The following is a 25,020-nucleotide window of genomic DNA, read 5'->3' as shown; positions in this document are numbered from 1 at the left end:
GAAATTATTATTTAACCCTATGTTTCCATCTTTTATGCGTCCATAAATAAAATTCAGGAGCTTCGTAAATTTGTTTTTCTACTTCTCGTAAATATTTCTCTGTAATATCAAAATTAGGATAGTCATGCGGATTATCTGCAATAGATACAAAAGTTGCTTCGTAATAACCTCTTGCTACTTTTTTTACTTTTACAAAAATCACACTTAAGTCGTATTTTTTAGCCAGCATTTCGGCTCCGGTATGCACAGGAACTTCAACGCCCATAAATTTCATCGAATGAAAAATTCGGTCTATTTTAGGCGACTGATCACTTGCTAAACCGTACATACTCAATATTCCGTCACGTTGGTTTTGTGCCATCGTCGGGATCGCTTTTCTTGTTTCTACCAATTCAGTGTCATACTTAGAACGTATTTTTCGAACCAGTTTATCAAAATAAGGGTTGGCCACTCTTTTGTAAACGGCAATTCCTTTAAAATCAATTTTAGGATTAATCGTCAAAAGCCATTCGTAACTTGCATAATGCGAAGCTACCAGAATTACACTTTTTCCTTTTTTTGCATATTCGTTTACAAGATCAAGATTGGTAACGCGAAATCTTTTGTTCATTTCTTCAGGAGAAATGCTCATTGTTTTAATCGTTTCCATAAACATATCACACATATGGTGATAAAATTTCTTTTCGATAACTTTTAGTTCACTTTTGTTTAAATGTGGCAAAGTAAGCGTCAGGTTTTCACGAACTACTTTTCTGCGATAACCTACAATTCGGTATATGATAAAACAGACAAAATCTGATAACCAGTAAAATATTCGAAACGGAAGTATAGAGATAAGCCATAGCAAAGGATAGGCTAGTATATAAACAAGAAATTGCATGTAATATTTTTTTACAAATATAAAGTAAAAATGAATATCCGTTGATATTTTGGTTGGGGACTAACATATGTTTAAGAATGACTATATTTACAATTCACAATAAATGTTTTTTATGAACACCATTTTAATAGCGATTATAGTGGCTAATGCTGTAATTAGTTACAAAGGTTTTAATGATCTTGCTTTTTTTAGAAAATACGAATTTCATGTAGGAAGTATTCGTTCCGGCGAACAAATCAGAATGCTTTCATCTGGATTTTTACACGCCGATATTATGCACCTGGCGTTTAATATGCTTACGCTGTATTTTTTTGCACCTGTAGTAATACATTTGATGGGAACTTTTTCTTTTGTTTTAATTTACTTCGGAAGCTTAATTTTTGGAAGTCTGCTGACCATGTTGTTTCATAAAAACGATTATAGTTACAGAGCCGTTGGCGCTTCGGGCGCGGTAACCGGAGTTTTGTATTCTGCGATATTGTTGCAACCTGATATGATGCTTGGAATTTTCTTTGTCATACCAATGCCGGCATATTTATTCGGAATTTTATATTTATTGTATTCGATTTACGGAATGAAGGCCAAAAATGATAACATTGGACACACGGCGCATTTTGGAGGTGCTATAGGCGGTTATTTGATTACTTTGATAAAAGAACCTTCACTAATTGTTGACCATAGTTTAATGGTAATTCTATTGGCAATTCCTATTTTTATACTTTTTGTAATGGCAAAATTGGGAAAATTATAATATTGGCACAACTTTTGAAATTCCACTATCAAATAACTTAAAATATAACAAAAATGAAGAAAGTAGTATTATTTTTAACAATCATGTTTATGACTATGTCTTACGCTCAAGAAACTAAACAAATCCCTCAAATTAATGTAAACGGGGAAGGAAAAGTAAAAGTAGCACCTGATCAGGTTTGTATTTCGGCAACTGTTGAAACAAAAGGGAATAATGCTAAAGATGTCAAAAAGCAAAATGACGAGAAAATCGATGCAGTTTTAAAATTCATCAAAAAAATGAATGTGCCTGCTGCAGATTACAAAACAAAGCAAGTAGCACTTAATCCGCAATACGATTACGATAAAAAGAAAACAAGCTATAATGCTACTCAAACAGTAGAAATTGTTTTAAAAGATTTATCAAAATACGATGACTTAATGGATGGTTTGGTTCAACAAGGAATTAACCGTATCGACAGAGTTTCTTTTGAAACTTCTAAATTAGTTCAGTTAGAATCTGAAGCTCGTAAATTGGCGATGAAAGAAGCTAAATTAAAAGCGGAAGATTATGTTTCAGTTTTAGGTCAAAAAGTGGGTAAAGCGTATACGATCTCTGATAATACTCAGGTTTACCGTCCACAACCAATGTATGCTGCTATGAAATCTATGGCAATGGATTCAGCAGGAGCTTCAAATGAAACTTTAGCAATTGGAGAAATCGAAGTTACAGCAAATGTTAGTGTAAGTTTTGTTTTAGAATAATAAAATATAAATTTCAATTTTGAAAATCCAAATTCCAACTTAAAAACTGGGATTTGGATTTTTTTTATACTGCTATTTTTTGAGATCAAACAATAAATACTTTCTATATAAAGTTTGCTAATGCACTCAATAATGATGCGTATATTTGAGATACTGAATAATAACAATACGATCTATGAAAAAAATAGGATTTTTATCGTTTGGCCACTGGACCAATCATCCTTCTTATCAGGCTCGTACTGCAGGCGATACTCTTCTTCAATCTATTGATCTGGCCGTTGCTGCTGAGGAAATAGGTATAGATGGTGCTTATTTTCGAGTGCATCATTTTGCACAACAATTAGCATCGCCTTTTCCTTTACTTTCTGCTATTGGTGCTAAAACAAGCAAAATAGAGATTGGAACGGGAGTAATCGATATGCGTTACGAAAATCCTTTGTATATGGTAGAAGATGCCGGTGCAGCAGACTTAATTTCGGGAGGACGTTTACAATTGGGTATCAGCAGGGGATCGCCGGAACAAGTAATTGACGGTTGGCGCGCTTTTGGTTACGAACCTGCAGAAGGGGAAACAGATGCCGATATGGGGCGTAAAAAAGCTTTAGAGTTTTTGGATAAGCTTAAAGGGGAAGGATTTGCTGAGCCAAATCCGTATCCGATGTTTCCAAATCCGCCAGGTTTATTGCGACTTGAACCTCATTCTGAAGGATTACGGGAACGTATCTGGTGGGGAGCGGCATCCAACGCTACTGCAATTTGGGCGGCCGAAAATGGTATGCATTTGCAAAGTTCTACGCTGAAGTATGATGAAAACGGCAAGCCTTTTCATATTCAACAAGCAGAACAGATAAGATTATATAAGGAAGCCTGGAAAAAAGCCGGACATGAGCGTGAACCCAGAGTTTCTGTAAGCCGTTCAATTTTTGCATTGGTCAACGATCAGGACAAATATTACTTTGGAAATCAGGGCAGAGGTCAGGATAGTTTTGGTAACATAGAAGCTGATAAACGAGCAATTTTCGGAAAAAGTTATGCCGCTGAGCCGGAAAAACTCATCGCAGAACTGGCTCAGGACGAAGCGATTCAGGAAGCTGATACTTTGTTACTCACCATACCAAATACTTTAGGCGTTGACTACAATGTACACATATTGTCATCGATACTTAAATACATTGCACCAGAACTGGGATGGCGTTAATTTTTTTTGAAAATAAATACAACTAAGCCTCTTAATTTTTTAATTAAGGGGCTTTTTTCTATTTTAAGTGTTCTTCCTATTTACATCTTAATTAGATATTTTTTTACAGATTAGTTTTTTCTTCCTGATAAAGTTCTCTGTGTATTTTTAGAATATACCCCCCTTTTTTATTTTTTCAATTTATGTTATTCAGAATTTACGATTTAGTTACTGAATACACCATCCGTTCTATTAATTGCTTCATATATGGCATTTTGATTTTTAAGATTAGTTTAATTTTATAAAAAGCATTTTACTGTTTCTGAATGTGTTATGTGTTGATATTTAGTGTTTTAGTTTTATTTGTTTTAAAGCTGAACTTAAATGGCAACAGTACTTTTCAGAATCTGTAAAGGGCTTGAATTTAATACTTTACTATAACCACAAATTAACCTTTAAAAGAAAATTTATGAAAAAATTAATTTTAACCTCTTTATTATTGAGCTGCACAGTTGGCTTTACTTCTTGCTCAGATAATCCTGCTGCAGTAACAGAAAATCAATCAGAAGCTGCAATTGCAAAAGGCAGTACAAACAAAGTTGCCGGTGCGCCCTGGGTGAAACAATTTGAAGATACATTTGATGTAGGTTCAAATTTGTCGCAATGGACAAAAGAACAACGCGCGGATTACAATTCCTGGTATTGTGATTATTACAGTTCAGTGCCTACCACACAATGGCGAGACGGAAAGCAATGCTTAGAAATCAAGACTACAAAATTAAGTACGTATAAATATCAGTCTGGTTTTATTACTTCTAATTATCAATTTAAACCAGAAAATAATACCGAATATATGCTTTCGGCTAATATAAAATTAATAACGATGGATGGCGGAACTTATAAATCGTTTAAGGATACTTATGGTGCATGGCCGGCTTTCTGGTCTGTACAAGGCAATGGATGGCCAACAAAAGGAGAAATCGATATTATGGAAGGTTATTCGTTTGCACCTAATTCTAGTCGTTTTACTTCGAATATTTTTTACGGAACTTCTGTTGGAAATAATTTATTAGGAAATTCAGCTGAGAGAAATTATCCGGCTAATTTTAATGTTGACGGAAACAATGGCTGGCATTTGTATGAATCTTTTTGGAAGATGAAAGACAATGTCGTTACCGTAACCATAAAGGTGGATGATATAACGGTGGCAACGTATACGAATAGTAGTGTTTCTAATCTTAATTTAAATAATTTCGGACCGCATTCTATTATTTTTAATGTGAATGTAGGTTCAAAAGATTCGAGTTTTATCGATCCTAATAAAATAAACTTGTTTTCAACTGTAATGATGTGGGTAGATGATGTTACGGTTTATAAAAGACCGATTTAATATAAACACGAATTATACAAATTAACACTAATTCGTTTGTGAAATTAATTTCACAAACGAATTTAATACCTTTTTTAATTTGTGCTAATTTGTGTAATTCGTGTTCATGATATATTTATGCAAATGGTCTTACTTAAAGACTATTTTAAGATTTAATCTAAACCTTCAAGAAATCCGGTATGAGAGCTTTTGATGGCGAAATTTGAATCGTACAATAAAGGCCAGTCATTTCCTGGGTGATTCAGTTCTGTGCTAAACGGAATCCAGGATTCATTATCTTTCATTCCCCAAACGGTTAACGCATATTTATTTGCTGCCGGAAGCGCATTATAAATTTTGACGATTTCCTTGTATTTTTCTTTTTGAGCCAATCTTCTTTCGTTGGTAAACGTCGAAATATCATTTGATGGATTTACCTGAATATCTAATTCTGAAACGTGAATTTTCAATCCTTTTGTTACAGCTCTGTTAAGATCAGTTTCTAATTGAGCTTTCGTAGGACTTAAGTACGTATTGTGCATTTGAAAACCAATTCCATCAATTAATTTGCTTGCTTTTAAGTCATCCATTAAACTAAAAACTTTGTCTTGTTTTGGAATATTTGTTGAGGTTGCATAATCATTATAAAACAATAATAATGAGGTATCACCAGCAGCATTTGCAGCATTTCTTGCCCACTGAAAACAGTCTTTTACATAGTTTGGTCCCATTCGTTGAAGAAAGATTGTGTTTCTCATGTTTCCGCCATTATCGTCTACAGCTTCATTCACTACATCCCATGATTTTATTTTTCCGGCATAATGAGTAACGACATCTGTAATGTACTTTTTAACTTCTGCAGCAAATTCGGCATCGGTTCCGGAATAATTCTTTAACCAAGCCGGTACAGAATTGTGCCACACCAAAGCATGACCGTGAACATTGATAGTATTAGCGTTTCCGTACGCTACAATTTTATCTGCCACAGTCCAGTTATACACTCCGCTTGCAGTAGAAATCTGATCCATTTTCATTTCATATTCGGCAGAAATACTGCTAAATTCATTTTTCAAAATGATATCGTAAGCGCTTCCGCTGGTTAATTGAGATGCTTTGACAGCCATTCCTATAAAAAACGGATTGGCTAGTTTATTGGCCTTTACCTTCAAAAAAGTAGGATCTTCAGGGATATTACTTGAACCCGTAGTTACCACGCTAATAACATTCGAATAGCCTGAAATTTCGGTTTCTGATTTGGCTCTCACGCGGTAGTAATACTGAGTACCTCCGTTTAAACCTGCTACAACTTCATTTAAATCTGTAACAGGTTTTGCATTATAATTGGGAACAAAAGAGGTGAAGTTTTCGGTGGTCGAAACATCCAAAAGATAACTTTTAGAATTCGAAACATAATTCCATTTTGCTCTAAAACCGTGATCGTTTACGTCTTTTGGAGCATTTGCAATTGGCGCTTCTAAAGCTGCAACAGCTTCGTTGTCGTCTTTAGAACAAGCATTTATAAAAAATACGACACTGGCCAGCATTAGTAAAAATCTAATTTTCATACTGTTTTTTATTATCGAATATTTCTTTGCTAAAAAAAACACTCTTATTTATAATTTCTGTTTGATAAAGAGACTGCTTTTGATCACAGCCTCTTTTTATGTTTAAAAAATGAAATTCAAAAACCTTTTTTATTGGTAGCGAATTTTAATATTATCGAATTTTATTACACTTGGATTTGGAGTATCATTTTGAATAACACCAATTTTAATTTCATTTATTTTAGAAACATCCAATCCAACTGCTGTATTACTTCCATAACCATAATCTTCTTTAAAATCGGCTATTGAGATGGTTTTGGTTGTCCAGTTCACATCTGTAACTTTAAAATTATAAGCGTAGTTGATATTGTTAATGGTATTTAGCTGAATGGCAAACTGCGCGCCTACAACATTCGCACTAATATCAATATCGATATACGCTCTTTTAGCATCTGTATTAGTGGCGCTTAAGAAACTGCTTCCTCCTCCGGCGCTGCTTCCGTTATAACCATTTGTAGTTGAACCAGACCATGTAAATGTTGCATAATTACCTGTTGGTCCGCCAGCAGTATTGGGATCAAAAGAAGCCACATCACCATAAGGGAACCATTCTTTTCTAGCACCATTTCCGTCAAAATCAGATACAAGTACAATTGTTGCAAAATCGATTGTTTTTTTGGCTGTTCCTCCAGGAGTAGTAATAGCCAGTTCTGATCCGGAAACTGCATTTGACGGCAGTCCTATAATAATTGAAGACGAAGATTTTACTGTATAACTTATTGATTTTCCTCCTAAGGTTATCGATGAAATATTATAAAACCACGTACCTTCAATCTCTAACGGAAATCCCGGAGTAGCAACAGCCGGAGTTGTTTTTGTGATGGTAGGAACGGGCTGTAGAATCTCGATGTTTTTAGTTACAGAACCATTTGCCGTTGTAAACGTAATAGGCTGTACTCCAAATCTACTACCCAGTTTTTCATCAAACGGAATGGTGAAAATAAACGCTTTATTTGAATTGTAGTTGGTATTAAAACCAATGTCGATTTTATTGTCGAGCGTAATCTTTTTTAGTCCTTCCAAACCCTGACCTTCAACTCTGACTTTGTTTAACGGAAAGGCCTGATTGAGTAAATCTCCCGGTTCGGCAACCATTGCATCTACATTTGCAGTAACTGCATCGTCATTTTGGCAAGCTGTAAAAGCAGCTAATGCAAAAAGAATTAGAATTCTATATTTTATTTTATTGATCATAGTATGAGTTAATTAAAGTTAAAAGGAACAGGAGGTTCTAATAATGATGGGTTAGTATCAATAGCAGATTGCGGCAAAGGCAATTCAAAATAATGACTTCCCGGAGTTATTTTGATCGAAACCAATTCTGTTCTGGCATCATCGGAATAAAAACCAACTTCCTGTTGCGAAATAATGGCTGTTGCTTCAGCAAGACCGCGACGTTTTAAATCAAAGAAATATTGTCCTTCAAGTGCAAACTCAATTCTTCTTTCGTTAAATAATTCGTCTCTTGTTAATACGGTTTTAACGGGTAATCCAGCTCTTAATCTTACTTCATTAAAAGAACTTAAAGCAGCAGGGGAGGTGGTAGAATTGGCTCCGGCCATAATGGCTTCGGCATTCATTAATAAAATATCAGAATATCTTAGTATAATGGTGTTTTGTGAGGTTCTCATAAAAAATACATCGTTTCTTTCTGCTGCAGATCCTACAATGTATTTTCTGAAATTAGCCGCTGTAGAAGAGTATATTTTCTTGTATCTGAAACCACCTTGGTTTTTTAATAATTCAGGATAAAAATCACCATCGGTCATGATAGTGCTCTTTTTTCTGATGTCTTTTGGTTCAAAGCCGTCTTGAAGTGAGATAGAAGGCAGGTAAACTCCCCATCCGTCACCACCACCTGTAATTCCGGTACTTCCGGGAACAATATAAGCCTGATTGGTGTTTTGAGTTCCCCATTCTGTAGCAATAGCTTTCCATTGCAGTGCAAACATACTTTCTGCGCTGTTGTTATTCTCCGGACTGCTAAATAAGTTTCCGTATTCCTGAATTAAGGTATATTGGTTACCGATAATTTTTTGGGTTAAAGTGGCACATTCTGCATATTCATTTAGCGTTAAATGCACTTTTGCAAGAATACCCATAGCTACATATTTAGTAACGTAGCCTTTTTTTACGGATCTTTCAGGTAAGTTTTCGACCGCAAATTCTAAATCTTGTTTGATGAATTTATAAACGTCTGAAACAAGATTTCTTTTTGGCTGTGCTGCAGAACCCGCTTTGCTGATAATAGGCACCGCACCAAAACTTCTTACCAAATAAAAATAAGCATTAGCTCTCATGAATCGTGATATAGCAATAGCATTTTTATACGATGCTTCTGGCAATTCGCTTTTTCTTGCTTCGACTAAACTCATTAAATTGTTCGACTGATCAATAACCGAAAATAACGAAACATATCCTTCTGTAAGGATTGGGTTTTGTGAGGTTACCTGAGCATCTTTAAATTGGGAGTAAGCACCATCAAACGTAAAAGCGTTTCCGGCGTACATATCTCCTACGGCAATTAAAAATTTATCATTAAAAGTAAACCACGGTTTAAAATACAAACTCTCCGCGATTCCGTCAAAAGCGGTAACTCCTTCGGGTAAATCGGCTGGTGTTAATTGATTTTCAGATGGCGCATCCAAAAAATCATCCGAACAGGAAAATAAAGACAGCAATGGTATCAGCATTCCCATCATAAAAAGTTTAAAAAGTTTTTTCATAACTATTTTTTTATGTTAACGATTAAGTTAAATGTGTTTTTATAAATTTTAGAATTCCAGATTCAATCCTATAGAAGTTGTTCTTGGTACAGGATAACGACCTAAATCAATACCGCTTAATGTGATGTTTTGATCTAAGTTTCCTAATGCCGGATCAAACCCTGAATATTTCGTAAAAGTGTATAGGTTTTGAACATTCACGTACAATCTAACTTTAGATATAAAGGAGTTTTCGAAGATTGTGCTAGGTAAATCGTAGCTTAAAGAAACGTTTTGAATTCTTAAATAAGAACCATCTTCAACGAATCTATTCGAGATTCTTCCGTTACCATTAGGATCATTAAGCGTGATTCTTGGTACGGTTGTATTTTCATTTACTCCAGCTTCAAAAGCTTTTGATACCTCAGTACTAACATTTCCAAATCGGTCTCCAAATCCAGGATAAATTCCGTCTGTATAATGACGTGTAAAGTTGTAAATCTGGTTGCCCTGACTTCCTGTTAACACTACAGATAAACTGAAGTTTTTGTATTTAAAGTTGTTGGTAAAAGCATACGTAAAATCAGGAATAGCGTCTCCTATAGCTGTCTGATCTTTAGCATCAATTTTTCCATCGCCGTTAAGATCTTTAAAACGAATATCTCCAATTCCTGTTCCTACTTCCTGCTTAGGTCCTGCTGCTAACTCTGCTGCATTTTTAAACAATCCATCAGTTACGTATCCGTAAAATTGTCCTACCGGTTGTCCTTCTGTAGTCCTGGTCACGTTGTACAAATCAAATTGTACTTTTCCTAATAACGATTTTCCTTCGCCTTGAAAACGAGTAAGTTCATTATTATACTTTGAAAAAATAATGGTACTGTCCCATGAAAAATTTTCAGTTACAATATTTCTTGTATTCAACGTAAGTTCAATTCCTTTCGTTACGATTTCACCCGTATTCAGGTAATAATTAAGCGCACTTTGGTTCGATTCGTCATTGATTTGTTTAGTTAAGAAATCAGATGAATTTTTAATGTAATAATCAAAATCTAATTTTACTCTGTTGTTCAGCATCGCTATTTCAAAACCAGTGTTGAATGATTTTAGCGATTCCCATTTGATATCCGGATTCCCTAAGTTATCGATGGTTGGCGATACACCTCCAAAAGGAGAAGAAAGCAACGATAGAATAGTTTGGTATCTGTTGGCAGGAATATTTTGGTTTCCTACAAGACCGTAACCAGCTCTAAACTTCAGGTAATTGATATTCTTTGTTAAAGGCTCAAAGAATTTTTCGTTACTAACCGTCCAACCTCCTGAAAACGATGGGAAATAACCCCATTTGTTATTAGGACCAAAGTTTGACGAAGCATCTGCTCTTAAAGAAGCGCTGAAAGAATAACGATCTGAAAAGCTGTAATTTAATCTCGTAATATAAGATGCCATAGACCATCTGCCAGAACCGTTTCCGTTTACTGCAGTATCGATATCACCAATATTTAAGTTGGTAAAATTTTTATTTAAAAATTCACCCGTTCTGTAACCGCTTAAATACTCATAGCGGCTTTCTTGTGCTTCCTGACCCAATAAAAGAGTAAAATTGTGTTTCTCGTTGATTGTTTTGTTATACGTCAGGTAGTTTTTGATGTTCCAGTAATAACTTTGATCTTGTTGTTTGAATGATTTGTTTAAAAGTTCAGATACGTTTCCTAAAGTGTATTTGGGTACAAAAGTGCTGCTTTTAGCAAAGTTTAAGTCATATCCTAATTCTGATCTGAAAACCAATCCTTTGATGATCGTAAAATCAGCAAATAAATTACCGTTGATTTTAAATCTTTCTGTGGTCGAATTATTGTATTCAGCCAAAGCAATTGGGTTTGTAGCTTCGTTTGCCGAAGATCCTAAACCGCTTGTTGGTCCTGCATAAGAACCATCAGGAGTTCTAACCGGTAATTCAGGAGATTGTCTTAAAGCATTCATTACCAAACCACCTCTGTCGTCGTTTCTCACTACTTGTTGCGATGATTTGCTTACAGATAGGTTGTTACCAATTTTCAGCCATGATTTTACATTAGAATCTACATTTAAACGCATTGATAATCTGTCGAAATTAGAGTTGGAAACAATTCCTTCCTGATCAAAATAATTTAAAGAGGTATAATAACGTGTTCCGTCTTTTTCGCCAGAGAATGACAATTGATGATTGTACAATGTAGCAGTTCTAAAAAGCTCGTCCTGCCAGTTGGTTCCGTTGCCTAATAAATCAGGTCTTTGATATTGAAACGGAACTGGCTCACCATTTAATTTGAAAATTTTCGCCTGATATTTAGCATATTCAGGTAAGTTTAAAACATCTACAGTATTGCTTACCTGCTGAGTCGCCATGTAGGTTTCATAAGTAAATTTCGATTTTCCTTTTTTTCCTTTTTTAGTAGTAATCAAGACAACTCCATTTGCACCATTCGCACCATAAATTGCTGTTGCCGATGCATCTTTTAAGATATCAATAGTTTCGATATCTGAAATGTTGATACCAGACAAAGCTGAGTTCTTAGTTTGACCGTTTCCACCGCCTAATGCACTGAACGAAAATGAGTCGTTGTTTTTATCGGCAAAAACCGGTGTTCCGTCAATAACATATAATGGTTCGTTACCATTGATAGAAGTAATTCCACGAATTTGTACAGAGATTCCTCCTCCTGGTGTCCCTGAATTTTGAGTAACGTTTACACCTGCAGCTTTACCTACAAGTGCCTGATCGATAGAAACAAAAGGTTTGTCCTGAATTTCAGAAGCCTTAATAGAAGAAACTGCACCATTTATATCTTTTCTTTTTGAAGTTCCGTATCCTATTACAACTACTTCGTTTAGTTTTTCAAGATCATTAACCATAACCACCTGCATAACAGATTTGGTATCGGCAGGCAGTATTAAATTTTTGTATCCTACGTAAGTAAAAAGTAAATTAGCTTTGGCCTCTACATTGTTTAAAACAAAACTACCATCAAAATCGGTAATTGTTGTGTTTTTTGTTCCTTGTACTATTACGCTAACACCCGGCAGGCTGGCTCCTCCTGATGTTACTTTACCTTTAACAGTTTGTGCAAAGAAAAAATTTCCCCACATGCATACTATTAAACACAATAGTTTTTTTAACGTTCTTTTCTGCATAAAATTTGGTTTAGAGTTTAAGTTAAATAATTAGTTGGCAAACATTTATTTTGAAGGTCTTTTGCAAGCGCATCATTCGAAAAAATGACGCAAGAACTTTTTCTTAAATATTTCTTAACGAAAGTAGAATGTAGAGGTGTCCTATTGTAGAATAGATGAAGCATATTGTGCAACAGATGATGCAAAAGGAACATCTGATACCCCGAAATAGCTAAAAAAGAGACTAAAACGAAGAAAAGAGCTGCTGAGGTATTGCTAAAATTTTTAGTTAAAAAATATTGTTTGTTTAAAAAAAACGATAATATTTTTGATAAATGGATTTTTATTGGGACTTAAAAATGGCTTCTTTTGAAAAAATTGTCTGACAAAAAAAGAGCTCCGACTTTAAAATCGAAGCTCTTTGTAATTGAATTTTATAGTAAAGTGATTGCTTTATTCTTTTGCTCTTTTTTCGTGCGTAGGCAAATGTCCGTATTTAATTTTATAACATTTTGCAAAATAGGAGGGAGACGTAAAGCCTACTTTATAACTAATTTCATTAATGTTATTATTTCCTTTTTCGATCAATTGTTTTGCTTTTTCTAATCGTACATTTCGAATAAACTCATTGACAGAAACTCCGGTTAATGTTTTAATTTTTCGGTACAACTGACTTCTGCTCAGGAAAATTTTAGAAGATAAAAGTTCTACAGTTAATTCAGGTTCGCTAATGTTTTCATTGATAAAATGCAGGATTTTCTGAATGAAATCATTGTCCAGCGAAGTTGTTTTTTCTTTGCCGTCTTTTGTAATACCGCTGTAAAACTTCTTAAACATGATTTGGCGGCTGGTAATAAGCTGCGCCAGACTTGATTTTAAAATATCCAGTTCAAATGGTTTGCTCAAATATATATCAGCACCGGAATCAATACCTTCTAATCGGTCTTTTACCATGGCTTTCGCCGAAAGCATTAATAACGGAATATGACTTGTTTTTAAATCTGCTTTTATGTTTTTACACAGTTGCAATCCGTCCATAACCGGCATGATAACATCAGTAATGATTAAATCCGGTAATTTTTGTACAGCAAGTTCATAGCCTTTTTTACCGTTTTCGGCTACAATAACTTTATAGGATTTGCTGAGTTCTTCTTTTAAATAATTTCTTAATTCAGGATTATCTTCAACGATTAAAACGGTGTATGGTTTTACCTTTTCTACTACAGTTTCTTCATCGTATTGATTTTCGGCTTCATCTTCAGTTGGCTGAATAGGAGCGGCTTCAATTGTTGCCAGATTTTTGTTTTTTTCTATTTTAAAAACTTCATCAACGATTTCGCTTTTCTTATAAAAAGATTTGCCTAACGGAAATGTCACGGTAAATTTAGTGCCTTGACCAACTTCGCTTTCAACATTAATTTTTCCTTTGTGCAGTTCTGTAAATTCTTTTACAACCTCGAGGCCAATTCCGGTGCTGCCGTAATAATCTTTATTAACATTATTGACCTGATAAAAGCGGTCAAAAATTCGGTTTAAATCTTTTTTGCGAATTCCTGAGCCTGTATCTGTAATGGTTATCGAGAACGAAGGAACTTTGTTTCCGTTAATGATTAATCCATTTTCTGCATCAGATTGATCTATCGAAACGGTAATAGCGCCATTATCCGGCGTGAATTTAAAGGCATTCGAAATAATATTAAAAAGTATTTTTTCCAGCATTTTTGGATCTAACCAATCTTCGAGCTCTTCAACCGATGATTCAAAATTAATTGTAATATTTCTGGCGGCAGCTTCTTCATTAAAATAGCTGATAATGCTTTGCGTAAAAGCGACAACTTCAATTTTTTTGGCTTGAAGGAAAATTTTGTTGAATTCTAATTTATTAAAATCCATAAGCTCGTTTATTAACCTCGAAAGTCTGTCGGAACTTTTGTGTACGATTTTCAATTTATTGTGCACTTCCGGAGATAGATTTCTGCTTTTTAGAATATCTTCCAGCGGATTGATAATCAGCGTTAATGGCGTTCTGAATTCATGCGAAATATTGGTGAAAAACTGTAATTTCTTATTGTTTAATTTCTCTAACTGAATGGTTTTTTCTTTCTCTAAAATGATGGCTTGTCCTGCTTTAAATCGATTTTGATACATTTTATTAAAATAGATAAGCAGGAAAACTAAAATAGAAGAATAGGCCAGATAAGCCCAAATGGTTTTCCACCACGGCGGAAGTATTTCAATTTTTAATTCTAACTGAACATCACTCCAGGAACCATCGGCATTGGCAGATTTAACTTTAAAAACATAATTACCGGGCGCAAGATTGGTATAAGTCGCGGTTCTGTTGTTTCCTACGTAATTCCAATCTTTTTCGAAACCTTCAAGGTAATAAGCATATTGGTTTTTCTTGGAATAATTATAGTTAATACCTACATATTCAATCGTAAAAACCGATTGGGTATAGTTCAGGCTAATTTCTTTTGTTTCAGAAATTACTTTGGTCAAAGGTGATGCATCCTCATTGGGCTTTACAGATCGATTGAACAATTTAAAATCACTAAAGTACAATCTTGGTGCTTTTTCTGCTTTTTTGATCTCGTTTGGATTAAAATAATTTACGCCTTCGTAACTGCCAAAATACAATTCTCCGTTTCCATCTTTAAAGACAGCATTATTATTAAAATCGTTATCAACCAGACCATCATCTTTATTAAAATTGGTGCTTTTTTTATTTTTAAAATCAAGCTTTGTCAATCCCGATCCGCCGCTTATCCATAGAGAACCATTGTTGTCTGAAATGATCGCACGAACCGATTTTTCTTTAAAACCCGGAAAATCATTATAGTTGACAAAGCTTTTGGTTTTTTTATTATAATTAAATAATCCTTCGCCATCTGTACCTATCCATATGGTTTTGTCATTAGATTCATAAATCGATAAAATAGTCTGAATACTGTTGTATTTGGTTTTATCGTTGAACATCGCGTCGCGCATTTTTGTTACTTTAAAACCGGAATTGTCTTTTAAACTTACCTGATATAATCCTAAGATTGTACCAACCCATAAAACATCATCTGAGTCTACAAAAACTTTACGAATAAAGGCATTATCCAGCGCGTGATCTTTAAAAGGTTTAGCGTCGCAATGGATAAATGTGTTGGTTTTATTATCAAAATAATGCAATCCTTTTATAAAAGTACCAATCCAGATTCGGCCATTCGAATCTTCTGAAAAAGTAAAAATTCGGTTCGATTTTAATCCGGTTGTATTGGCTGTATTGTAGTTTACAAATCGCGTTGTTCCGTTTTTTAGAAAGTAAATACCGCGATCCCAGCTTCCTATCCAGATATTTTGTTTGCTGTCTATAAATATAGTTTGAATATCAACCGCATCTAAACCCGAATAATAATTCTGATTGTTTTTGTTTACGTGTATATAGCTTTTGTTTACGAGATTATAAATATCAAGTCCGCCGCCTTCATTACTAATTAATAAATTGCCTTTATTATCTTTTATAACCGATGTTACATAACTGGTTTGTAAAGAATTATCATTGTTTACAAGTGATTCAAGCGAATTGAACTTGTTGTTGGGTTTATCAAAAACGCCAAGTCCTTTATTAAAATACCCTAGCCAGAGACGCTTTTCTTTGTCTTCGTATAATGACCAAACCGAATTCGATTTTAAACTGAAATTATTGTACTTACTATGCAGGTATTTTTGCAATACTTGTCCTTTGTAATTTACAACCAGTAATCCGTCATTTTCGGTACCGCAAACTATATAGTCCAGACTGGTTACGATCGACAGGATTTTGTTTTTGGTAATGAAAAAATTTTCAAATTGATAGTTATCGGTTTCCGGTTTAATTTTGATAAGGCCATTTTCAGTCGTGCCCAGCCATAAATAACCAAATTTATCTATTACAAGATTTTCGATATCATCGAGCAAAGGTTCTCTGTTGAATTTGTCTTTGTAAACCTGTTTTACTTTTCCGTTCAGATCGATTTCTAAAAGGCCGTAACTGGTGCCTAGATAAATAATTCCCTGTTTATTTTTTACCGAAGATTTTATTAGAAAGTTGGGTTTTTCTAATACTTTGGCCTGAACTAATGACGCTTTTAAGGTTTTTATATTTAATTTGAATAATCCGAAACCGTATGCCCCTAAAATTAAATTGCCGTTATTATCCTGAATAATGGTTTTTATTGTAATGGGTTCATCGTATCCTTTTCTAATAACATCTTCGATATTAATTTTAGTAAAATTATCTAAATCTCTATTGTACAGGCACAAACCCTCATCGGTACCAATCCATAAGTTGTTATTAGAATCTATAAAAGTGGCGTATATAAAATTGCTGTTTAATGAACCGGATTTTTTATCGTATTTGTAGCCATAATAATTTACACCATCATATCGGTACAAACCTGCGCCGTTTGTACCAATCCACATAAAGCCATTGTTGTCCTGAATAATAGACGAAATCGCTCTTTTTGTAGTTGTTTCCTGTATGCTTCTAAACTGATAAGTATCAAACTTGCCCTGAGAAAACAGGCAGTTGATCATTATAAAATAGCATACAAAAAAGTATTTAATATTTTTCATTTAGATTTTAACATTATGTTGATCAACTTTATATGAAAGTGAAATTTTAGAAACCGATTCTTTTTAAGCATATAGAAAACAATATTAATAAAACGAATATAGAATAATTTACTTTTTTATCTAAATATACCATATTGCCAAAAACCTGAGTTCGATTAAGAACCTCGAAAGGGATAATCGTACTCAGGCTGTAAAGTTGTAAAAAAAATAGACTATTCGGGATAGTTTTTTTGATTTAGAATCCTTTAGCTTTTATTTTAGTTCAAACTTGCTTGTAAGTCCATCGTTAGAATTCCAGCCTACCATAACATTAAATACGCCCGGTTCTACCAAAAATTTGCCGTTATTGTCGTAAAAACCAAGTGATTCATCCGTTAATGTAAACTGAATTGTTTTTGTTTCTCCTTTTTTTAATGCTGTAAGTTCAAAGCCTTTTAATTCTTTAACAGGTCGTACTATACTTGCCACAGGATCATTTATGTACAATTGAACAACTTCTTTTCCGTCGAAATTTCCTGTGTTTGTAACGTCAACGCTCACTTGAATTTTTTCTCCTTTTGCAAAAGCAGTTTTATTTAATTTAAGATTTTTATATTCGAAAGAAGTATAACTTAATCCGTAACCAAAAGGAAACTGAGGCGTTTTTTCTACGTCCATATAATGCGACCAAAATACATTTTTGTCACTATCAATTGGTCTTCCCGTACTGTATTTGTTGTAATAGATAGGTACTTGTCCAACGTTTCTAGGGAAAGAGATTGGTAATTTACCACTCGGATTATAATCTCCGTATAAAACCTGTGCAACTGCATTTCCGGTTTGGGTTCCTAATTGCCACGCTTCAACAATTGCAGGAACATTTTGAGCAGCCCACGGAATAGTCAACGGACGACCATTGTTTAAAACCAAAACCACATTTGGATTTACTTTATAAATTTCTTCTAATAATTCCTGTTGAATTCCAGGTAAATTCAGATCGGTTCTGCTTCTGGCTTCTCCGCTCTGAAAACCGTATTCACCCAAAACCATTACTACAACATCGGCATTTTTTGCAGCTGTTTTTGCGGCTTCAAAACCACTTTTGTCTGTTGTATTAAAAACTGTTTCTGTCAGGAAAGTAGCTTTCTGCGAAAGCAAATCTGCACCTTTTTCAAAAGTAAGCTGATTGCCTTTGTATTGTTGCATTCCTTCTAAAACCGAAACGGCAGTATTGTCTTCGGCTGCAATTCTCCAGCTTCCAAGCGGGCTGTTTTTATCATTTGCCAAAGCACCAATCAATGCAATTTTTTGTCCGGATTTCTTTAGCGGAAGCAAACCTTTATCATTCTTCAACAATACAATCGATTTCTTCGCCATGTCAAGAACACCGTCATTATTGGCTTTGCTTCCCACAACTTCTTTTTCGCGCTTTTCGTCACAATATCTGTAAGGATCATCAAATAAACCCAGTTCAAATTTTACGCGCAAAATTCTGCGCACCGCATCATCAATTAGGGCTTCTTTTACTTTTCCTTCTTTTACCAGCGCAACTAATTTTGCCACATACAGATACGATTCCATATCCATATCAGAACCTGCAATTACCGCTTTTGCGGTTGCATCGGCTTCATCTTTGGCATAACCGTGGGCAATCATTTCGCGAATCGAAGCATAATCTGAGACTACAAATCCGTCAAACTTCCATTTTCCTTTTAAAATATCTCTTTGTAAAAATGCATTTCCTGTTGCAGGAACACCGTTTAATGTATTAAACGAATTCATAAACGTACGAACTCCGGCTTGTACCGTGGCTTCAAAAGGAGGAAAAACTGAATTGTATAATTTAGAATTACTGATATCTACCATATTATATTCTAATCCTGCCTCAACAAAACCGTACGCTGCAAAGTGTTTTGCGCAAGCTGCAATTGTATTTACTTTCGCCAGATCGGCAATAGTTTCTCCCTGAAAACCTTTTATTCTTGCGTAACCTATTTTACTTCCCAAATAAGGATCTTCGCCGGCGCCTTCCATCACGCGGCCCCAACGTGCATCATTTGTAATATCGACATTGGGTGCAAAAGTCCAGTTAATACCAGATGCAGAAGCTTCATCAGCCGCAATTGCCGCCGATTTTTTAATTGCTTCTAAATCCCAACTTGCCGCTTCTGCCAACGGAATTGGGCTTAAGGTTTTATAACCATGAATAACGTCAAAACCAATAATTAGCGGAATTCCCAAACGGGTTTCTTCTACAGCAATTTTCTGTACGGCGCGAACTTCTTTTACACCTCGCACCGTAAGCATTGATCCTACAAGTCCTTTTCGTAAATGTTCGTATTTTAATTCGGCACTTCCGCCTTTTGGAGCCGGTCCGGTCACATCCCAAAAACCATTGTATTGATTCATTTGTCCTACCTTTTCTTCTAATGTCATCTCTTTCATCAAAAGCGAAATTCGATCTTCGATTGGTTTTTTAGTATCCATATGTTTTTTTGTTTGAGCATGTCCGTTTGCCAGAACAATCAGCATTAAAAAGGCATATTTTTTAATTTGTTTTTTCATCATGTGATTTTAGGTTTTATAGTAGAGGTTGTTGAAACAGATATAAGGATATTATCTTTTTTTAGATGACTTATTTTTTGATAATATAATTTTTTGTATTTAATAGTGTAGAATCAGTAAAAAATTAAGAGTGTAAATGTAGTTTTACTGTAATTATTAGAATAGTAAATTTGAAGCATTATATAATACAAATGATGTATTTGCCACATTTGAGCGAATGGGGCAGGGGTTCTTTTGTACAGATACGCGGGATATTTGAGACCTGACTATTTGATTTTGGTTTTTCGTCTTGAAATGAAGACGCGATCCATCTTGTGTTGTAGGGTATTTTATAAGGGAATTGCAGTTTTCAATGTTTTATTTTCTATAGTTCGTTGTACGTTAAATTATTATGTCGGTTTTTTCGTGGGATTAACATTTTAGTTTAACTTAAAAATCGTTACTTTTATAGTAAATATCATTCATTATGAAAGTTATTCAACATTTCTATTCTGCTGAAACCAAATGGATTGATGTACTTGTAAATACATTAGGCGGAACCATAGAAGGTAATTTTCTTATAGCAGATAATGAAATATACTGCGGTAGACATTACATTTTAGAAATGGAGGAAAGAATTTGGGGAATAGTTATCGATATATCCTACAGGGATAATTTGTTGCTTGAATATATTAATAAGAAGAATAATTTCATAGGCTTGTATTTTTATCTTACAGATAAAGATGTAAATTTTATATTAGATAATGAATCTACCATATTAGGAAAAACAGATTGTAATTTGATTGTTATTGATGGTGCTCTGGATACCCGATATGCGGTTACTCAGGGAACTGAAGTTTATGTGATCTGCATTTTTATTGATAAGGAGCTTTTGCAGGAATTTGTCGAAAAAATACCCAGACTAAAATTAGCTTCTAAAGATATTTTTGATGAAGAAAAGAATACCATTATTAGTATGGGAAGAATGGGAATTGAAAGTATCGATTTAATACGTGATTTTAAAAAGATTCCGTACGATAATTCATTGTTTGAATTGTATTTTCGAGCTCTTTCGTATAATTTAATAGGGCATTTTCTAGAAAGGTTACTAACACAAAAAATCATTATAAGTAAAGTAATAGAAGATGATGTAAAAAGTATTCTGGCTTCTAAAGTGTATTTATTAGAAAATGTAGATGAGGTATTTCCCGGAGTTGAGTTTTTATCCCATCAGGCTTTTATGTCTGCTTCTAAATATAAAAAACTGTTCACAAAAATTACCGGATTAAGTCCCGGAGCTTTTTTTTACAGCAATAAATTACAGCGTGCAAAAGAACTACTGGAAACGGGCGGACTTACGGTAAGTGAAGTTGCGGATAAACTTAATTATACGAACATTTCTTATCTGGCCAAACGGTTTAATAATAAGTATGGAATTTTTCCAAAAGAGTATCAAAGTTTTTTATAAAACATTTTTATGAATAAATTTCCTGACGAATTTAGACACATATATACCCTAAGCCCAGAATGGCTTCAAAAATTTGTTGACGAAATAGACTTTAGGCTGGTTGGCGAAAAAATATATTTTCCTGATGAACTTGCGTCAGGAACGGGCTATTTTACAGAGATTTCTCCTGATGTTTCTGTTCTCGTCATCGATTCTGTTGTTAATACATCTGTTCGATTTACACGACTTCCTTCTGATGAAGATTTTTGGATTATCTATTACGATTTAAGCGACAGTTATAGTAAGCATATTATCAACAATGTTAATCATAAAATAGGCTATAAATCAAAGCTGAATTTTGCCATTGTTGATGATAATATTAGCAGCACGTATGTGTCTACAGTAGGAGAAAGGGCTTTTACAATAAGATTGTTTATTCGTAAATCGTATCTCAAAACGTTTTTTAATCATAACGAATTCGAAACTGATTTTAAAGATGTTTTTGATGATAAAAAGAAAAAAATGTTCTTTTATGGCCGCATAGACAGCAGGAGTAAAATCATCCTTCATAATTTAAAACAAGAGCATATTGATAGTGCAAATTATGGACTTTTATTAAAAGCCGCCGCATATAATTTGCTTGGCTATTTAATAGAAAGATTAAATACCAGCATGCCTACAAGTAGTAACCATCTTGAAAAAGACATTGAGGCAGTCTTGTTAAGTCAGGAACAATTATTATCTAATCTTTTAATTCCTTTTCCAGGAATAGAGTTTCTGGCCAATATTGCTAATATGTCTGCTACAAAGTACAGAAATTTGTATAATGTTATTTTTGGTACAAGTCCGTCATTATTTTTTAAAAATGAAAAACTGCTGCTGGCCAAAGAATTATTAGAAAGTGGTGATTTTAAATTAATTAGTGATGTGGCTTTTGAGTTGGGTTATCACAAAACGGCCTATTTTTCTACTATTTACAAAGAGTATTTTGGTGTTTTGCCTCATACGGTTCTAAAATCATCCCATCAGGAAATATAAAACTAAAATGCCCTAATTTCTCTGCACGACTGATTTTTTTTTAGAAATTGAAAGTCATAGCGAATGTATTCTTTTTAAGACAAATAACTTTTTGTGTTGTTTTTATGATTCTGTTTGGTACTTCATAAACAGGAGGCTATCTTATTTTTGCACAGTACTATAGGTGAAACGTTACGTGATTTCGTTTTACTAAGTACTCGATTTTGATATAACAGTTTTGTATATAAGAAAAATCAGAATTATAATACCACAAAAAAAATATTGAACGATTTTGTACTACACGATTGCTGATAATTAAAAATAAATTAAAATGGTATTTATGATAAACTGGTTATAAAAAGTTTAATTTCAATTGTGAGCTGTTTGCTCAAATGAAAAGCTTTAAAACTTACTGTTATTAAAAAAGAAGTTGACTATTTAAATGATTTTAAATTGACCTTTTTATGAAAACAGTTATAGAACATAATTACAATACTTCGCGTAGTTGGTTAGAGTTATTTGCACAGACAATGGGAGGTTCAGTAGAAGGTAACTTTGTTAAAGGCGATAATGACATTTACGAAGGCACGCAATGCGTTTTACCTGTCGAGGATGGTATTACCGCTATCTTATCTGATAAGACCTATAAACAGGATATTTTAGTAAAATACCGTAACGAGAACAGCAACTTTATGGGGTTGTATTTTTATCTGACAGATCAGGACATCGATTTTGTGTTGAATGGAAATACAACAGTGGTTGGAGAATTAAATTACAATCTGTCTATAGTGGATAGTGATGTAGATATGCATTATGGTTTTCAAAAGGGAACCAGAATATTTGCTATTTGCATTTTGTTTGATAAAGATATTCTTTCGAAAAAACTGCATCAGATTGATAAAAAACTTTCGCTAAATAATATATTTCTTAATGCTGAAAAAAATGCTGTTATTCGTTTAGACAGGATCGATCCTGAAAGTTTGTTTTTAATAAGCGACTTTAGAAAAATAGGATATGATAATGCACTTTATGAGATATTTTTTAAAGGACTTGTGTATCAGTTAACAAGCAATTATCTGCAGCATGTAACAGCGCATAAAGATATATCCGACAGAAAAAAATCAAAAGATTTAAAGAATATCCTTAAATCTAAAAAGCTTCTGAAAAATATTGTAGAAGAGCCTTTTCCTGGCATTAATTATTTGGCCGAACAGGTTTGTATGTCACCATCAAAATTTAAAAAACTATTTACCGAAATTTCAGGTTTAAACCCGGGAACTTATTTTTATAAAATAAAATTAAACAGGGCAAAGGAAATGTTAGAAACGGGCAAGTACAATGTTAATGAAGTGGCCCGTCAACTAAATTATTCTACGGTTTCTTATTTGGGAAAGCGATTCAATGAAAGGTACGGGATTTGTCCAAAAAAATATCAAAGTCTTTTTTAGAAAGTATGGATTTATCAATACCGGAATTTAAACATTCAGCATCTTTATCGCCAAAATGGCTTGAAGATTCGCTGAATAAATTGGGATGTAAATTCAACAATAAAATCGTCAGCTTTCCTGAAAATACGGCTAGCGGATCTTGTTATTTTTTAGAAATTTCGCCTGATATATCTGCATTTGTTGTCGATTTAACGCTCAAAAAACCAATGCGATTTACAAGAATGCCATCCGAAGAAGATTTTTGGGTCGTTTACTATGATATTAGCGACGGTTTTAACAAGCATTTTGTAGACAATGTAAAACATAAAATAGGATATACATCTAAGCTGGGATTTGCCATTGTAGACAGTCGTACCAAAAGTACTTATGTATCTTCTGTGGGCGAGAGAGCATTTTCGTTACGATTGTATATTCGTAAATCCTATATTATGGGTTATTTTAAAAACTCGATTGTAGAAAAGGATTTCAAAAATATATTTGACGACAAAAAACGAAAAATGGTTTATTACGGGCATATCGACAGCAGAAGCAATGTGCAATTGTTTCAGCTAAAAAGTCAAAATATGCACGATTCTAATTACGAGTTTCTGCTAAAAGGAATAACGTATAAAATCTTTGGTTATTTATTAGAAAGATTAAATGCAGATATGCCTGAGGCGGGAGCTTTTTTAGAAAAAGATTTACTTGCTATTATGAATAGTCAGGAATATCTGTTGTCAGATGTATTAAAACCTTTTCCGGGTGTAAAAGCCTTGTCTAAAATTGCAAATATGTCTATTTCTAAATTTCAAAATTTATATCTAAATGTATTTGGAATGAGTCCGGCATCTTTTTTTAAAAATGAAAAATTGAGATTAGCAAAAGAACTGTTGGAAAGCGGTAAATATTCGTTGATTAGCGATGTTGCGTATGAGTTGAATTATTTTAAAACGTCTTATTTTTCATTACAATATAAAAAGTATCATGGGCATTTGCCAAAAGAGGTATTTAAAAGTAAAACAAACTGATTTTTTAAAAAACAATTTAGAAAACATGAAAGATATTAAGCATTTTTATTCATTAAGTCCAAAGTGGTTTCAAAAACTGGCACAAGAAATTGGTTCAGAGGCGAAGGACAATAAAATCATTACTATTCCGGAAAATCTGGGTGTAGGAAATATTTACTTTGTCGAAGTTACGCCGGGTATATCAGCCATTTATAAAGATTATACGCTTTCGAAAAATACAAGAATAGTAAAGATTAAAACAGAGGAAGAATTTTTCATTTTTAATTATAATCTTTTAAAAGAGGAAGATTTAGGTCATAAAAAAGATTTTTCTATTTATAGTAATCATCTGGAAAAAGTAACTGAAACTTTAGTCAACGAAAGAAATTTTGGTTTTACCTTATTGGTAGATAAAAAAGTAATACGGCAATTGATTAAAGAAATGCCGGATGCTCAGCATCTCAATAAAAAACTAAGTGACGATAAAATTTATAACGATTATATTGATATTAAAAGTTTAATGCTGATTTTTTCCTTGGAGAAAAAAGTAATAAACGATTCTTTATTTGATTATTACATCAGTGGTATTTCATATAAAGTATTGGCTAATTT

At 33.7% G+C, this 25,020-nt stretch carries 16 protein-coding genes; 9 read left to right on the top strand and 7 right to left on the bottom strand.

The genetic code is table 11. From position 1 onward, the window contains the following. Window positions 1-7: 7 nt before the first annotated feature. Window positions 8-880, bottom strand: coding sequence for a lysophospholipid acyltransferase family protein (locus FLACOL7796_RS18905; protein WP_173972334.1), 873 nt, complete (start codon window positions 878-880; stop codon window positions 8-10). A 112-nt stretch (window positions 881-992) separates the two neighbouring features. Here FLACOL7796_RS18905 and FLACOL7796_RS18900 point away from each other — a divergent pair, with 112 nt between their 5' ends. The 4 genes from FLACOL7796_RS18900 to FLACOL7796_RS18885 all read left to right on the top strand — a co-directional run bounded on the left by FLACOL7796_RS18900 (window position 993) and on the right by FLACOL7796_RS18885 (window position 4,941). Next, window positions 993-1,631 (top strand): rhomboid family intramembrane serine protease, encoded by a 639-nt coding sequence (locus tag FLACOL7796_RS18900; protein WP_173972332.1) that lies wholly within the window; start codon window positions 993-995, stop codon window positions 1,629-1,631. A 53-nt stretch (window positions 1,632-1,684) separates the two neighbouring features. After that, window positions 1,685-2,374: an SIMPL domain-containing protein gene (locus FLACOL7796_RS18895; protein ID WP_173972330.1), complete on the top strand. Its 690-nt coding sequence runs from the start codon at window positions 1,685-1,687 to the stop codon at window positions 2,372-2,374. A gap of 175 nt (window positions 2,375-2,549) precedes the next feature. Beyond that, a complete protein-coding gene (locus FLACOL7796_RS18890) occupies window positions 2,550-3,572 on the top strand; it encodes an LLM class flavin-dependent oxidoreductase (protein ID WP_173972328.1) in 1,023 nt (340 codons plus the stop codon). Between the two features lie 448 nt (window positions 3,573-4,020). After that, the gene (locus tag FLACOL7796_RS18885; protein WP_173972326.1) at window positions 4,021-4,941 is read left to right on the top strand and encodes a glycoside hydrolase family 16 protein; all 921 of its coding nucleotides are present in this window, start codon (window positions 4,021-4,023) and stop codon (window positions 4,939-4,941) included. A 152-nt stretch (window positions 4,942-5,093) separates the two neighbouring features. Here FLACOL7796_RS18885 and FLACOL7796_RS18880 read toward each other — a convergent pair whose 3' ends face one another. From FLACOL7796_RS18880 to bglX, 6 genes are all read right to left on the bottom strand, one after another. Further along, window positions 5,094-6,485, bottom strand: a complete 1,392-nt coding sequence (locus FLACOL7796_RS18880) for an endo-1,4-beta-xylanase (protein WP_173972325.1) — start codon at window positions 6,483-6,485, stop codon at window positions 5,094-5,096. Between the two features lie 129 nt (window positions 6,486-6,614). Next, the gene (locus tag FLACOL7796_RS18875) at window positions 6,615-7,718 is read right to left on the bottom strand and encodes a hypothetical protein (protein WP_173972323.1); all 1,104 of its coding nucleotides are present in this window, start codon (window positions 7,716-7,718) and stop codon (window positions 6,615-6,617) included. 8 nt (window positions 7,719-7,726) lie between these two features. Then, window positions 7,727-9,250 carry a RagB/SusD family nutrient uptake outer membrane protein gene (locus FLACOL7796_RS18870; RefSeq protein ID WP_173972321.1) on the bottom strand — a complete coding sequence of 508 codons (1,524 nt, stop codon included), beginning with the start codon at window positions 9,248-9,250 and terminating at the stop codon, window positions 7,727-7,729. Window positions 9,251-9,298: 48 nt separating this feature from the next. Next, window positions 9,299-12,403, bottom strand: coding sequence for a SusC/RagA family TonB-linked outer membrane protein (locus FLACOL7796_RS18865; protein WP_173972319.1), 3,105 nt, complete (start codon window positions 12,401-12,403; stop codon window positions 9,299-9,301). Between the two features lie 432 nt (window positions 12,404-12,835). After that, entirely contained in the window at window positions 12,836-16,987 is a 4,152-nt protein-coding gene (locus FLACOL7796_RS18860; protein ID WP_173972317.1) for a two-component regulator propeller domain-containing protein, read from the bottom strand. 252 nt (window positions 16,988-17,239) lie between these two features. Beyond that, window positions 17,240-19,531: a beta-glucosidase BglX gene (bglX, locus tag FLACOL7796_RS18855; protein WP_173972335.1), complete on the bottom strand. Its 2,292-nt coding sequence runs from the start codon at window positions 19,529-19,531 to the stop codon at window positions 17,240-17,242. Window positions 19,532-19,997: 466 nt separating this feature from the next. Here bglX and FLACOL7796_RS18850 point away from each other — a divergent pair, with 466 nt between their 5' ends. From FLACOL7796_RS18850 to FLACOL7796_RS18830, 5 genes are all read left to right on the top strand, one after another. Beyond that, window positions 19,998-20,978: a helix-turn-helix transcriptional regulator gene (locus FLACOL7796_RS18850; protein ID WP_173972315.1), complete on the top strand. Its 981-nt coding sequence runs from the start codon at window positions 19,998-20,000 to the stop codon at window positions 20,976-20,978. A 9-nt stretch (window positions 20,979-20,987) separates the two neighbouring features. Further along, window positions 20,988-21,995 carry a helix-turn-helix domain-containing protein gene (locus tag FLACOL7796_RS18845; RefSeq protein WP_173972313.1) on the top strand — a complete coding sequence of 336 codons (1,008 nt, stop codon included), beginning with the start codon at window positions 20,988-20,990 and terminating at the stop codon, window positions 21,993-21,995. A gap of 443 nt (window positions 21,996-22,438) precedes the next feature. Continuing rightward, window positions 22,439-23,422: a helix-turn-helix transcriptional regulator gene (locus tag FLACOL7796_RS18840; RefSeq protein WP_173972312.1), complete on the top strand. Its 984-nt coding sequence runs from the start codon at window positions 22,439-22,441 to the stop codon at window positions 23,420-23,422. Window positions 23,423-23,427: 5 nt separating this feature from the next. Beyond that, window positions 23,428-24,429 (top strand): helix-turn-helix domain-containing protein, encoded by a 1,002-nt coding sequence (locus tag FLACOL7796_RS18835; protein WP_173972310.1) that lies wholly within the window; start codon window positions 23,428-23,430, stop codon window positions 24,427-24,429. Window positions 24,430-24,454: 25 nt separating this feature from the next. Beyond that, window positions 24,455-25,020 (top strand): hypothetical protein (locus FLACOL7796_RS18830; protein WP_173972308.1); only part of this gene is annotated, 566 nt, incomplete at its 3' end.

The sequence above is a fragment of the Flavobacterium bizetiae genome (assembly GCF_902804475.1).
GTDB lineage: Bacteria > Bacteroidota > Bacteroidia > Flavobacteriales > Flavobacteriaceae > Flavobacterium > Flavobacterium bizetiae.
This window is presented reverse-complemented; position numbering and strand designations above follow the sequence as displayed.

Excerpts from the sequence above, each read along its gene's own strand:
- FLACOL7796_RS18905 (WP_173972334.1), bottom strand. The coding sequence starts at position 880 with ATGCAATTTCTTGTTTATATACTAGCCTATCCTTTGCTATGGCTTATC.
- FLACOL7796_RS18900 (WP_173972332.1), top strand. The coding sequence starts at position 993 with ATGAACACCATTTTAATAGCGATTATAGTGGCTAATGCTGTAATTAGT.
- FLACOL7796_RS18895 (WP_173972330.1), top strand. The coding sequence starts at position 1,685 with ATGAAGAAAGTAGTATTATTTTTAACAATCATGTTTATGACTATGTCT.
- FLACOL7796_RS18890 (WP_173972328.1), top strand. The coding sequence starts at position 2,550 with ATGAAAAAAATAGGATTTTTATCGTTTGGCCACTGGACCAATCATCCT.
- FLACOL7796_RS18885 (WP_173972326.1), top strand. The coding sequence starts at position 4,021 with ATGAAAAAATTAATTTTAACCTCTTTATTATTGAGCTGCACAGTTGGC.
- FLACOL7796_RS18880 (WP_173972325.1), bottom strand. The coding sequence starts at position 6,485 with ATGAAAATTAGATTTTTACTAATGCTGGCCAGTGTCGTATTTTTTATA.
- FLACOL7796_RS18875 (WP_173972323.1), bottom strand. The coding sequence starts at position 7,718 with ATGATCAATAAAATAAAATATAGAATTCTAATTCTTTTTGCATTAGCT.
- FLACOL7796_RS18870 (WP_173972321.1), bottom strand. The coding sequence starts at position 9,250 with ATGAAAAAACTTTTTAAACTTTTTATGATGGGAATGCTGATACCATTG.
- FLACOL7796_RS18865 (WP_173972319.1), bottom strand. The coding sequence starts at position 12,403 with ATGCAGAAAAGAACGTTAAAAAAACTATTGTGTTTAATAGTATGCATG.
- FLACOL7796_RS18860 (WP_173972317.1), bottom strand. The coding sequence starts at position 16,987 with ATGAAAAATATTAAATACTTTTTTGTATGCTATTTTATAATGATCAAC.
- bglX (WP_173972335.1), bottom strand. The coding sequence starts at position 19,531 with ATGAAAAAACAAATTAAAAAATATGCCTTTTTAATGCTGATTGTTCTG.
- FLACOL7796_RS18850 (WP_173972315.1), top strand. The coding sequence starts at position 19,998 with ATGAAAGTTATTCAACATTTCTATTCTGCTGAAACCAAATGGATTGAT.
- FLACOL7796_RS18845 (WP_173972313.1), top strand. The coding sequence starts at position 20,988 with ATGAATAAATTTCCTGACGAATTTAGACACATATATACCCTAAGCCCA.
- FLACOL7796_RS18840 (WP_173972312.1), top strand. The coding sequence starts at position 22,439 with ATGAAAACAGTTATAGAACATAATTACAATACTTCGCGTAGTTGGTTA.
- FLACOL7796_RS18835 (WP_173972310.1), top strand. The coding sequence starts at position 23,428 with ATGGATTTATCAATACCGGAATTTAAACATTCAGCATCTTTATCGCCA.